The 12878-nt window shown below is 53.8% G+C and carries 8 protein-coding genes and 1 pseudogene; all 9 read right to left on the bottom strand.

Translation table 11 applies throughout. The features are described 5' to 3' along the window. Positions 1–92: 92 nt before the first annotated feature. Positions 93–4316 (bottom strand): DNA-directed RNA polymerase subunit beta', encoded by a 4224-nt coding sequence (rpoC, locus tag MKR05_RS25575; protein ID WP_023291591.1) that lies wholly within the window; start codon positions 4314–4316, stop codon positions 93–95. Between the two features lie 76 nt (positions 4317–4392). Beyond that, positions 4393–8421 carry a DNA-directed RNA polymerase subunit beta gene (gene rpoB, locus MKR05_RS25570; protein ID WP_004206758.1) on the bottom strand — a complete coding sequence of 1343 codons (4029 nt, stop codon included), beginning with the start codon at positions 8419–8421 and terminating at the stop codon, positions 4393–4395. Positions 8422–8745: 324 nt separating this feature from the next. Continuing rightward, on the bottom strand, positions 8746–9111 hold the full coding sequence (gene rplL, locus MKR05_RS25565) for a 50S ribosomal protein L7/L12 (RefSeq protein WP_002884142.1): 366 nt from the start codon (positions 9109–9111) through the stop codon (positions 8746–8748). A gap of 66 nt (positions 9112–9177) precedes the next feature. Then, positions 9178–9675 (bottom strand): 50S ribosomal protein L10, encoded by a 498-nt coding sequence (gene rplJ, locus MKR05_RS25560; protein ID WP_001207203.1) that lies wholly within the window; start codon positions 9673–9675, stop codon positions 9178–9180. Positions 9676–9964: 289 nt separating this feature from the next. Further along, complete coding sequence (rplA, locus tag MKR05_RS25555) at positions 9965–10669, bottom strand: 50S ribosomal protein L1 (RefSeq protein WP_002884036.1); 705 nt, start codon at positions 10667–10669, stop codon at positions 9965–9967. A gap of 3 nt (positions 10670–10672) precedes the next feature. Continuing rightward, on the bottom strand, positions 10673–11101 hold the full coding sequence (gene rplK, locus MKR05_RS25550; RefSeq protein WP_002884034.1) for a 50S ribosomal protein L11: 429 nt from the start codon (positions 11099–11101) through the stop codon (positions 10673–10675). Positions 11102–11257: 156 nt separating this feature from the next. Then, positions 11258–11803: a transcription termination/antitermination protein NusG gene (gene nusG, locus MKR05_RS25545; protein ID WP_001287521.1), complete on the bottom strand. Its 546-nt coding sequence runs from the start codon at positions 11801–11803 to the stop codon at positions 11258–11260. Between the two features lies 1 nt (position 11804). Next, a complete protein-coding gene (gene secE, locus MKR05_RS25540) occupies positions 11805–12188 on the bottom strand; it encodes a preprotein translocase subunit SecE (RefSeq protein ID WP_002883772.1) in 384 nt (127 codons plus the stop codon). A gap of 337 nt (positions 12189–12525) precedes the next feature. Then, a pseudogene (tuf, locus tag MKR05_RS25535) lies at positions 12526–12878 on the bottom strand (elongation factor Tu); the annotation flags it as partial.

The raw sequence follows: 12878 nt of genomic DNA, 5'->3' as shown, positions 1-12878 counted from the left end.
CGTAAATGTAATTAAAGACGGGGACTGCGGAGAACAGGCAATAAAAAAGCCGGTCAGGAAACCTGACCGGCTTTTTAGCAGTGCATCAACGATTAATCGTTGTCAGAACCGCCCAGACCTGCGTTGAGCAGCTCTGCAAGGTTGGCAGATGCTTCTTCCACGCTCACCTGCGGTGCCGCCGGCAGTTCGCCAGCAGCGCGACGGCGCATACGATCCTGGTGGTACGCATAACCGGTACCGGCCGGGATCAGACGACCCACGATGACGTTCTCTTTCAGACCGCGCAGTTCGTCGCGTTTGCCCGCAACGGCTGCTTCGGTCAGCACGCGAGTGGTCTCCTGGAACGATGCCGCGGAGATGAAGGACTCGGTGGCCAGAGACGCTTTGGTGATACCCAGCAGATCGCGGGAGAACGTTGCGCCCACTTTGCCGTTCGCTTCCAGTTCGCGGTTCGCGATCTTGACGCGGGAGTATTCCACCTGCTCGCCTTCGAGGAAGTCGGAGCTGCCTGCGCTTTCGATGGTGGCTTTACGCAGCATCTGACGAACGATAACTTCGATGTGTTTATCGTTAATCTTAACGCCCTGCAGACGGTATACGTCCTGGACTTCGTTAACAATGTAACGGGTCACAGCATGTACGCCACGCAGACGCAGAATGTCGTGCGGTGCTTCCGGGCCGTCGGAAACTACGTCACCACGTTCTACACGTTCACCTTCGAACACGTTGAGCTGACGCCATTTCGGAATCATCTCTTCGTACGGCTCGCTACCGTCTACCGGGGTGATAACCAGGCGACGTTTCCCTTTGGTTTCTTTACCGAAGGAAATGATACCGCTGATTTCAGCCAGGATAGCCGGCTCTTTCGGACGACGTGCTTCGAACAGGTCCGCAACGCGCGGCAGACCACCGGTGATGTCCTTGGTACCGCCGGATTCCTGCGGAATACGCGCCAGGGTGTCACCAGAGCTGATCTGTACGCCATCTTCCAGCTGAACAATCGCTTTACCCGGCAGGAAGTACTGAGCAGGCATATCGGTACCTGGGATCAGAACGTCGTTGCCCTGAGCATCAACGATTTTCAGCGCCGGACGCAGATCTTTACCACCTGCGGTACGTTCTGCAGAGTCCAGAACCACCAGCGAAGACAGACCGGTCAGCTCGTCGGTCTGACGAGTAATGGTCTGGCCGTCGATCATGTCAGTGAAGCGGATAAAACCACTCACTTCGGTGATAACCGGCATGGTGTGCGGATCCCAGTTTGCGACGGTTTCACCGCCGGCAACCTGCTCACCGTCGCCTTTCGCCATAACCGCACCGTAAGGCACTTTATAGCTCTCTTTGGTACGACCGAATTCGTCGATCAGCTTCAGCTCGGTGTTACGAGAAGTGATAACCAGTTTACCGCTGGAGTTCACAACCGACTTCGCGTTGCTGAGCTTGATGCTACCTTTGTTTTTCACCTGGATGCTGGATTCAGCAGCCGCACGAGATGCCGCACCACCGATGTGGAACGTACGCATCGTCAGCTGTGTACCCGGCTCACCGATGGACTGTGCCGCGATAACGCCGATAGCCTCACCTTTGTTGATGATGTGGCCACGCGCCAGGTCACGACCATAGCAGTGCGCACATACACCAAAGTCGGTGTCACAGGATACAACGGAACGCACTTTGACGGAGTCAACGGAGTTCGCTTCCAGCAGGTCACACCAGTGCTCGTGCAGCAGCGTGTTGCGTGGAACCAGAATATCCGCAGTACCCGGCTTCAGCACGTCTTCCGCCGTCACACGACCCAGTACGCGATCGCGCAGCGGCTCTTTAACGTCGCCACCTTCGATAACCGGCGTCATAGTGATGCCTTCCAGGGTGCCGCAGTCGTCTTCAGTGACGACCAGGTCCTGGGCAACGTCGACCAGACGACGAGTCAGGTAACCGGAGTTCGCTGTTTTCAGTGCGGTATCCGCCAGACCTTTACGCGCACCGTGCGTGGAGATGAAGTACTGGAGTACGTTCAGACCTTCACGGAAGTTCGCGGTGATCGGCGTTTCGATGATGGAGCCATCCGGCTTCGCCATCAGACCACGCATACCGGCCAGCTGACGAATCTGTGCAGCAGAACCACGCGCACCGGAGTCGGCCATCATGTAGATGCTGTTGAAGGAAACCTGCTGCTCTTCCTGACCGTCACGGTTAATCACGGTTTCGGTTTGCAGGTTATCCATCATCGCTTTGGATACACGATCGTTCGCCGCAGCCCAGATATCGATAACTTTGTTATAGCGTTCGCCCGCGGTCACCAGACCGGACTGGAACTGTTCCTGAATCTCAGCAACTTCCGCTTCCGCTTCGCTGATGATTTCGTATTTTTTCTCCGGGATGACCATGTCATCGATACCAACGGATGCACCGGAACGCGCTGCGTAAGCAAAGCCGGTGTACATCGTCTGGTCCGCGAAAATAACGGTCGGTTTCAGGCCCAGAATACGGTAACAGGTGTTCAGCATCTTGGAGATCGCTTTCTTACCAAGCGCCTGGTTCACGATAGAGAACGGCAGACCTTTCGGTACGATCATCCACAGAATGGCACGGCCAACGGTCGTGTCTTTCAGGCTGGTTTTCGCGACAAACTCACCATTGTCGTCTTTTTCGTATTCAGTGATACGCACTTTAACGCGCGCATGCAGAGAGGCCAGGCCGGCGCGATAAATACGCTCAGCTTCTTTCGGGCCAGTCAGCACCATGCCTTCGCCTTTGGCGTTAACACTGTCACGGGTCATGTAGTACAGACCCAGTACAACGTCCTGAGACGGAACGATGATTGGTTCGCCGTTCGCCGGGGACAGGATGTTGTTGGTAGACATCATCAGCGCACGCGCTTCCAGCTGGGCTTCCAGCGTCAGCGGTACGTGAACAGCCATCTGGTCACCATCGAAGTCGGCGTTGTATGCCGCACAAACCAGCGGGTGCAGCTGGATGGCTTTACCTTCGATCAGAACCGGTTCGAATGCCTGGATACCCAGACGGTGCAGGGTCGGCGCACGGTTCAGCAGGACCGGGTGTTCACGGATAACTTCGTCCAGGATATCCCAAACGACAGCTTCTTCGCGCTCAACCATCTTCTTAGCGGCTTTGATGGTGGTGGCCAGGCCACGCAGTTCCAGCTTGCCGTAGATGAACGGTTTGAACAGCTCCAGCGCCATTTTCTTCGGCAGACCGCACTGATGCAGACGCAGATATGGACCTACGGTGATAACAGAACGACCGGAGTAGTCAACACGCTTACCGAGCAGGTTCTGACGGAAACGACCTTGTTTACCTTTGATCATATCGGCCAAAGATTTCAGAGGACGTTTGTTAGAACCGGTGATCGCACGACCGCGACGACCGTTGTCCAGCAGGGCGTCAACCGCTTCCTGCAGCATACGTTTTTCGTTGCGTACGATGATATCCGGCGCAGCCAGATCCAGCAGACGTTTCAGACGGTTGTTACGGTTGATCACGCGACGATACAGATCGTTGAGGTCAGACGTCGCGAAACGACCGCCATCCAGCGGAACCAGCGGACGCAGATCTGGCGGCAGTACCGGCAGAACGGTCAGGATCATCCACTCCGGCTTGTTGCCAGACTGTACGAAGGCTTCCAGCAGCTTGATGCGCTTGGTCAGCTTTTTACGCTTGGTTTCGGAGTTGGTTTCGTTCAGCTCTTCACGCAGCTGCTCGCATTCCTGCTCCAGATCCATATTGCGCAGCAGCGCCTGGATCGCTTCCGCACCCATCTTCGCGTCGAATTCGTCACCGAACTCTTCCAGCGCGTCCAGGTACTGTTCTTCAGTCAGAATCTGGTTGCGTTCGAGGTTGGTCATGCCACCTTCGATAACCACATAGGATTCAAAGTACAGTACACGTTCGATATCGCGCAGCGGCATATCCAGCAGCAGGCCGATACGGGACGGCAGGGATTTCAGGAACCAGATGTGCGCAGTCGGACATGCCAGCTCAATGTGGCCCATGCGCTCACGACGCACTTTAGTCTGGGTCACTTCAACGCCGCACTTCTCACAGATCACACCGCGGTGTTTCAGGCGCTTGTACTTACCGCACAGGCACTCATAGTCTTTTACCGGCCCAAAGATACGGGCGCAGAAAAGGCCGTCACGCTCAGGTTTGAACGTACGGTAGTTAATGGTTTCCGGCTTTTTAACTTCACCGAAAGACCATGAACGGATCATGTCTGGCGAAGCCAGAGCAATTTTGATCGCATCAAACTCTTCGGTTTTAGTTTGCGCTTTCAGAAACTTTAATAAGTCTTTCACGGATTTGCTCCCGTCGGAGTTAGCACATTCCGCTGCCGGGCGTTAACCCGGCAGCAGTGACCTGTTTGAGCGAGAATTACTCGTCTTCCAGTTCGATGTTGATGCCCAGCGAGCGAATTTCTTTCAACAGTACGTTGAAGGATTCCGGCATGCCCGGTTCCATCTGGTGATTGCCGTCCACGATGTTTTTATACATCTTGGTACGACCGTTCACGTCATCAGACTTAACGGTGAGCATTTCCTGCAGGGTGTAGGCTGCGCCGTATGCTTCCAGCGCCCACACTTCCATCTCACCGAAGCGCTGACCACCGAACTGCGCCTTACCACCCAGCGGCTGCTGAGTCACCAGGCTGTAAGAACCGGTGGAACGCGCGTGCATTTTGTCGTCGACCAGGTGGTTCAGTTTCAGCATGTACATGTAACCCACGGTTACCGGACGCTCGAACTGCTCACCGGTGCGGCCGTCGAACAGGGTGATCTGACCGGAAGTCGGCAGGTCGCCCAGCTGCAGCAGCGCTTTAATTTCCGCTTCTTTCGCACCGTCGAACACCGGCGTTGCGATCGGCATACCTTTGCGCAGGTTTTCAGCCAGACGCAGAACTTCTTCATCGCTGAAGGTATTCAGGTCAACTTTCTGACGAACGTCAGCGCCCAGATCGTAGGCACGCTGGATGAACTCGCGCAGTTTCGCGACTTCCTGCTGCTGTTTCAGCATGGCGTTGATCTTATCGCCGATGCCTTTCGCAGCCATACCCAGGTGAGTTTCCAGGATCTGACCGATGTTCATACGAGACGGTACGCCCAGCGGGTTCAGGACGATATCTACCGGCGTACCGTTAGCATCGTGCGGCATATCTTCGATCGGGTTGATCTTAGAGATAACACCCTTGTTACCGTGACGACCTGCCATCTTGTCACCAGGCTGGATACGGCGTTTAACGGCCAGGTATACCTTAACAATCTTCAGCACGCCCGGTGCCAGATCGTCGCCTTGGGTGATTTTGCGGCGTTTCGCTTCGAGTTTTTTCTCGAACTCGTGTTTCAGTTCGTCGTACTGCTCAGCCAGTTGTTCCAGCTGATTTTGTTTCTCTTCGTCAGTCAGGCCCAGTTCCAGCCAGCGATCGCGCGGCAGTTTGTCGAGCTTCTCAGCTTCAACGCCACCGGAGACCAGCACCGCGTAGATACGACTGAACAGACCGGCTTCGAGGATCTGCAGTTCTTCAGACAGGTCTTTTTTGGCCTGCTTCAGCTGCATCTCTTCGATTTCCAGCGCACGTTTATCTTTTTCTACGCCGTCACGGGTAAAGACCTGAACGTCGATAACGGTACCAGAGACACCGTTCGGTACGCGCAGAGAAGAGTCTTTAACGTCAGACGCTTTCTCACCGAAGATCGCACGCAGCAGTTTCTCTTCCGGCGTCAGCTGGGTTTCACCTTTCGGCGTAACCTTACCAACCAGAATGTCGCCGCCGGTCACTTCCGCACCGATATAAACGATACCGGACTCATCCAGTTTGGAGAGCGCAGCTTCACCCACGTTCGGGATGTCAGCGGTGATCTCTTCCGGCCCCAGCTTGGTGTCACGGGACACGCACGCCAGTTCCTGAATGTGGATAGTGGTGAAACGGTCTTCCTGGACAACACGCTCGGAAACGAGGATGGAGTCTTCGAAGTTGTAGCCGTTCCACGGCATGAACGCGACGCGCATGTTCTGACCCAGCGCCAGCTCACCGAGGTCGGTGGACGGGCCGTCGGCCAGCACGTCGCCGCGCTCGATAGGTTCGCCCAGGGACACGCAAGGCATCTGGTTGATGCAGGTGTTCTGGTTAGAACGGGTGTATTTGGTCAGGTTATAGATGTCGATACCCGCTTCGCCCGGGTACATCTCGTCTTCGTTAACTTTGATAACGATACGGGAAGCATCCACGTACTGAACGGTACCGCCGCGCTTAGCAACGGCAGTAACGCCGGAGTCGACGGCTACAGCACGTTCCATACCGGTACCAACCAGCGGCTTATCAGCGCGCAGAGTCGGAACGGCCTGACGTTGCATGTTCGCACCCATCAATGCACGGTTGGCGTCATCGTGTTCCAGGAACGGGATCAGGGACGCACCGACGGATACCACCTGCTGGGTGGATACGTCCATGTAGTCAACCTGGTCGCGGCTGAACAAGCTGGATTCGCCTTTGCTACGGCAGGTCACCAGATCTTCTACGAAGTGGCCGTTTTCATCCAGGTTGGAGTTCGCCTGAGCGATAACGTAGTTGCCTTCTTCGATAGCAGACAGGTAGTGAATTTCGTCGGTAACCACACCGTCGGTCACTTTACGATACGGCGTCTCAAGGAAGCCATATTCGTTGGTCTGCGCGTATACGGACAGGGAGTTGATCAGACCGATGTTCGGACCTTCAGGCGTTTCGATTGGACATACGCGACCGTAGTGAGTCGGGTGTACGTCTCGAACTTCGAAGCCTGCGCGCTCACGGGTCAGACCGCCTGGGCCGAGTGCGGAGATACGACGTTTGTGCGTGATCTCAGACAGCGGGTTGTTCTGGTCCATAAACTGAGACAGCTGGCTGGAACCAAAGAACTCTTTCACTGCTGCGGAAATCGGCTTGGCGTTGATCATATCCTGAGGCATCAGGGTATCCAGATCGCCCAGAGACAGACGCTCTTTCACCGCACGTTCTACACGTACCAGGCCAACGCGGAACTGGTTTTCCGCCATTTCGCCAACGGAACGGATACGACGGTTGCCGAGGTGGTCGATATCGTCCACTTCGCCTTTACCGTTACGGATATCGATGAGCTTCTTCATCACTTCGATGATGTCGTCTTTGCTCAGGATACCGGAACCTTCGATTTCGTCGCGCAGCAGAGAACGGTTGAACTTCATACGACCAACCGCGGACAGATCGTAGCGGTCTTCGGAGAAGAACAGGTTCTCAAACAGGCTTTCAGCGGCTTCACGAGTCGGCGGCTCGCCAGGGCGCATCATGCGGTAGATTTCTACCAGCGCGCTCAGACGATCGTTAGTCGGGTCGACGCGTACCGTTTCAGAGATGTATGGACCGTGGTCCAGATCGTTGGTAAACAGCGTTTCGATGCGCTTGTGGCCAGACTGGCTCAGCTTAGCCAGCAGATCCAGGCTCAGCTCCATGTTCGCCGGGCAGATCAGTTCGCCAGTCGCTTCATCGATATAGTCTTTAGCCGCCACTTTGCCCGCGATATATTCAACCGGCACTTCGATATGCTTGATATCGTCTTTTTCCAGCTGACGGATATGGCGAGCCGTGATGCGACGGCCTTTCTCAACGTACACTTTGCCGTTGGCTTCGATATCGAAGGAGGCGGTTTCACCGCGCAGACGCTCCGGAATCAGCTCCATCTGCAGCTTGTTGTCGCGAATTTCAAAGACCACTTTTTCGAAGAACAGGTCAAGGATCTGCTCAGTGGTGTAATTCAGCGCGCGCAGGATGATGGTAGCCGGCAGCTTACGACGACGGTCGATACGAACGAACAGGTTGTCTTTCGGGTCGAATTCGAAGTCCAGCCAGGAACCGCGGTAAGGGATGATACGTGCGTTATACAGAACCTTACCGGATGAGTGAGTCTTACCTTTGTCACTGTCAAAGAAGACGCCCGGGCTACGGTGCAGCTGAGAAACGATAACACGCTCGGTACCGTTGATGACGAAGGTACCGTTGTCGGTCATGAGCGGGATTTCGCCCATGTAGACTTCTTGTTCTTTAATGTCTTTGACGGTGCCTTCCGGCGCTTCGCGCTCGTAGATCACCAGACGCAGTTTTACGCGCAGCGGTGCAGAGTAAGTCACGCCACGGATCTGACATTCTTTAACGTCAAAAACCGGTTCGCCCAGACGGTAGCTGACGTATTGCAGCTCGGAATTACCGCTGTAGCTCTGAATCGGGAACACGGAACGGAAAGCAGCTTCCAGACCGTACTGCCCTTCAGGATCTTGCTCGATAAACTTCTGGAACGAGTCAAGCTGGATAGAAAGGAGATATGGCACATCCAGAACTTGTGGACGTTTACCAAAATCCTTACGAATACGTTTTTTCTCGGTATAGGAGTAAACCATAGGGTTCCTCAGCTCGCTGACAAGTCGACCCATCTGCCCGCAGAGGGCAGTTTTTTATGCAACACTATTTTGTTGACCGGAAAATGGAACACTTTCCGCAATGCCTGTTGCTATCACGCTTAAACCATTTCATTGCGATTTACACAGCCCAGGAACCCTAACCTGTCGCAGTATATTAAGTCGTCGATAGAAACAAGCATTGAGAGGCAAACCAGTAGTCAAACAGCGTGAAACGCTACTGGCGCCTTACAGCGCAAAAAGGCTGGTGACCAAAAAGTCACCAGCCTCAGCCTGATTTCTCAGGCTGCAACCGGAAGGGTTGGCTTATTTAACTTCAACTTCAGCGCCAGCTTCTTCCAGAGATTTTTTCAGAGCTTCAGCGTCGTCTTTGCTGATGCCTTCTTTCAGTGCAGCCGGAGCAGATTCTACCAGGTCTTTAGCTTCTTTCAGACCCAGGCCAGTCGCGCCACGTACTGCTTTGATAACAGCAACTTTGTTAGCGCCAGCAGCTTTCAGAATTACGTCGAATTCAGTTTTTTCTTCAGCAGCTTCAACCGGGCCAGCAGCTACAGCTACAGCAGCAGCAGCGGAAACACCGAATTTTTCTTCCATTGCAGAGATCAGCTCAACAACGTCCATTACGGACATAGCGGATACTGCTTCAATGATTTGATCTTTAGTGATAGACATTTAAATTGTTCCTGAATATCAGAATAAGTTTATACGTAAGCGAATGCTTTACAATGATAACTGCGATTAAGCAGCTTCTTTCGCATCGCGTACAGCAGCCAGAGTACGAACCAGTTTGCCAGCCGAAGCTTCTTTCATGGTTGCCATCAGGCGTGCAATTGCTTCTTCGTAGGTCGGCAGAGTTGCCAGGCGGTCGATCTGCGACGCCGGGATCAGCTCACCTTCAAAGGCAGCGGCTTTGACCTCAAATTTTGCATTCGCTTTCGCGAACTCTTTGAACAGACGAGCAGCAGCGCCCGGGTGTTCCATAGAGTATGCAATCAGGGTCGGACCAACAAACGTGTCTTTCAGGCACTCGAACTGAGTACCTTCAACGACGCGGCGCAGCAGGGTGTTACGAACAACACGCATGTATACGCCAGCTTCACGACCTGCTTTACGCAGTTCAGTCATTTTATCTACAGTTACGCCACGGGAATCCGCAACTACTGCAGACAGCGCGCCTTTGGCTACTTCGCTGACTTCAGCAACAATCGCTTGTTTGTCTTGAAGATTTAAAGCCATTAGCTTTGCTCCTGGATGTTTGCCAGAGCCTATGCCCTGGAACTCACTTCACTCAATTCAACGAAAAGAGCGTCTAAATACGGTGAGCAGAAACAAGCCAGAATATCCAAAAATAATCTTAGCGTTCTGTCACCGTCTACGCAGGGGATTAAGTTTCTTGCGAAACACCTGCGGTCTTCGACGGAGGCCTGGATAGGCCAGGCTCCAACGAACAATTCGGTTACCTGCTAACCATCGTTAGCAAACGTGGGCGAAGATTGTAGACAAATTCGCCGCCCACGTAAAGGTATTAGTTTGCAGAAGCGTTCAGGCCAGCCTGATCTACTGCAACACCTGCACCCATGGTGGTGGAGATGCTAACTTTCTTGATGTACACGCCTTTCGCCTGAGTCGGTTTTGCTTTTTTCAGCGCAACCAGCAGAGCTTCCAGGTTTTCTTTCAGTTTGTCAGCGTCAAAGTCCACTTTACCGATGGTGGTGTGGATGATGCCGTTTTTGTCGTTACGGTAACGAACCTGACCTGCTTTCGCGTTTTTAACCGCTTCAGCAACGTTCGGAGTTACGGTACCCACTTTCGGGTTCGGCATCAGGCCACGCGGACCCAGAACCTGACCCAGCTGGCCAACAACGCGCATTGCATCCGGGGAAGCAATAACAACGTCAAAGTTCATTTCGCCTTTTTTGATCTGCTCAGCCAGATCTTCCATACCTACCAGCTCAGCGCCTGCAGCTTTAGCAGCTTCAGCGTTTGCGCCCTGGGTAAATACGGCTACGCGAACGGAACGGCCAGTACCGTGCGGCAGTACAGTTGCGCCACGGACGTTCTGGTCAGATTTACGCGCGTCGATGCCGAGATTAACGGCAACGTCTACGCTTTCGGTAAATTTAGCGGTGGCCAGCTCTTTCAGCAGAGCGATGGCTTCGTTGATGTCGTACTGTTTAGTTGCATCAACTTTCTCACGGATCACGCGCATGCGCTTGGTCAGTTTAGCCATTTCTTAGTCCTCCACTACCAGGCCCATGGAACGTGCAGTACCTTCGATGGAGCGAGTCATCGCTTCAATGTCGGCACCAGTCATGTCGGCAGCTTTGGTCTGCGCGATTTCCTGCAGCTGAGCGCGGGAGATTTTACCCACTTTATCTTTGTTCGGCTTACCGGAACCAGACTTGATGCCTGCAGCTTTCTTCAGCAGAACAGCAGCCGGCGGAGTCTTGGTAACAAAGGTAAAGGAACGGTCAGCGTAAACGGTGATAACAACCGGGATCGGCAGACCTTTCTCCAGGGAATCAGTTTTGGCGTTGAACGCTTTGCAGAATTCCATGATGTTCACGCCCTGCTGACCCAGTGCTGGGCCGACCGGCGGGCTCGGGTTCGCCATACCAGCTGCAACCTGCAGCTTGACGTAGGCTTGGACTTTCTTAGCCATTCTTAAATCCTCAAATTGGGTATTAACGCTTCAGAGAAGCTCCCCGTGATTAAACATCGTTTTACGGGCCGGGCCCATAAAAACAAAAGGCGCGAAATTGTATGCCAATTTCGCGCCCTATGCAACGGTTAAGTCGCTGCTTTTTTGATCGCCGGCTTACGCCTTCTCAACCTGGCTGAAGTCCAGTTCTACCGGGGTCGCACGACCGAAGATAGAAACGGAAACTTTCAGGCGGGACTTCTCATAGTCCACTTCTTCCACCACGCCGTTAAAGTCAGCGAACGGACCGTCGTTAACGCGAACCATTTCACCCGGTTCAAACAACGTTTTCGGACGCGGCTTATCGCCAACCTGCTGCAGACGATTCATGATGGCGTCGACTTCTTTGTCGCTGATCGGCGCCGGACGGTCAGAGGTACCGCCGATGAAGCCCATCACGCGCGGTACGCTGCGCACCAGGTGCCAGCTTGCGTCGTTCATGACCATCTGGACCAGAACGTAGCCCGGGAAGAATTTACGTTCGCTTTTGCGACGCTGGCCGCCACGGATCTCAACCACTTCTTCGGTCGGGACCATGACTTCGCCAAATAACTCTTCCATGTTGTGTAATTTGATATGTTCACGCAGCGACGTGGCTACGCGACCTTCAAAACCGGAAAACGCCTGAACGACGTACCAGCGCTTTTTAGGAGCTTCAGACATCTCAGAACCTCAGGCCAGTGATAAAGGAGACCAGGCGAACCAGAATACCATCCAGTCCCCACAGGATCAGTGACATTACTGCAGTCACGGCAGCAACAATCAGCGTAGTATGCAGCGTTTCCTGGCGAGTCGGCCAAATCACTTTACGAACTTCGGTTCTCGCTTCGCGAGCAAAAGCAACGGTCGCCTTACCTTTCGTCGTCAACAGCGCGACGCCACCGGCAGCAGCAATAAGAATAACCACGGCCAGCGCACGCACCGCCAGCATAATGTCGCGATAAAGGAAGTTGCCCACGATCGCCACGATCAGCAGCACGGCAACGATAATCCACTTCATCGCTTCCAGGCCGCGCCCGCTCCCTTGAGCTTCGGTATTCGCACTCATAAACCAACCTGTCAGAAGTATTCTACAAACAATTTCACCCCGCGGGGGCGAGGCGATCCAAACCGAAATTAAGTTTCGGATTATACACTTAACTATTCAAATTGCTTCAACGCTGACGGTTCTGTCGCCCCTGCCCTGCTGTTGCAAAGAAGGATACTGATTTGCCGTCGCACTACCGCTCGAATGGTTTGGTGTATAAACGCCCTCTTCAGAGCCTGTCTCAGCAATGATTATGACAAATAAAATCACTGATGAGCCAGGTTCTGGTGTGAAAGCGTGCAAAAAGGGCATCAAATGATGCCCTTTTATTGCGCATTGCGTCAAATGTTATCAGCGATTAGCCGAGAACTTTAGCAACCACGCCCGCGCCAACGGTACGACCGCCTTCACGGATTGCGAAACGCAGACCATCGTCCATCGCGATCGGGTGGATCAGGGTAACAACCATTTTGATGTTGTCGCCCGGCATTACCATCTCTACGCCTTCCGGCAGTTCGATGGTGCCAGTCACGTCAGTAGTACGGAAGTAGAACTGCGGACGGTAGCCTTTGAAGAACGGAGTGTGACGGCCGCCTTCGTCTTTGGACAGAATGTACACTTCAGATTCGAACTTGGTGTGCGGGTTGATGGTGCCCGGCTTAGCCAGTACCTGACCACGTTCGATTTCTTCACGTTTGATACCACGCAGCA

Origin of the sequence: Klebsiella sp. K5-204 (genome assembly GCF_030128585.1) — a bacterium.
GTDB classification, from domain to species: domain Bacteria; phylum Pseudomonadota; class Gammaproteobacteria; order Enterobacterales; family Enterobacteriaceae; genus Klebsiella; species Klebsiella quasipneumoniae.
This window is presented reverse-complemented; position numbering and strand designations above follow the sequence as displayed.

What these genes read in the sequence shown, in the direction of transcription:
- rpoB (WP_004206758.1), bottom strand. Translation starts at nt 8,421, where the DNA reads ATGGTTTACTCCTATACCGAGAAAAAACGTATTCGTAAGGATTTTGGT.
- rplL (WP_002884142.1), bottom strand. Translation starts at nt 9,111, where the DNA reads ATGTCTATCACTAAAGATCAAATCATTGAAGCAGTATCCGCTATGTCC.
- rplJ (WP_001207203.1), bottom strand. Translation starts at nt 9,675, where the DNA reads ATGGCTTTAAATCTTCAAGACAAACAAGCGATTGTTGCTGAAGTCAGC.
- rplA (WP_002884036.1), bottom strand. Translation starts at nt 10,669, where the DNA reads ATGGCTAAACTGACCAAGCGCATGCGCGTGATCCGTGAGAAAGTTGAT.
- rplK (WP_002884034.1), bottom strand. Translation starts at nt 11,101, where the DNA reads ATGGCTAAGAAAGTCCAAGCCTACGTCAAGCTGCAGGTTGCAGCTGGT.
- nusG (WP_001287521.1), bottom strand. Translation starts at nt 11,803, where the DNA reads ATGTCTGAAGCTCCTAAAAAGCGCTGGTACGTCGTTCAGGCGTTTTCC.
- secE (WP_002883772.1), bottom strand. Translation starts at nt 12,188, where the DNA reads ATGAGTGCGAATACCGAAGCTCAAGGGAGCGGGCGCGGCCTGGAAGCG.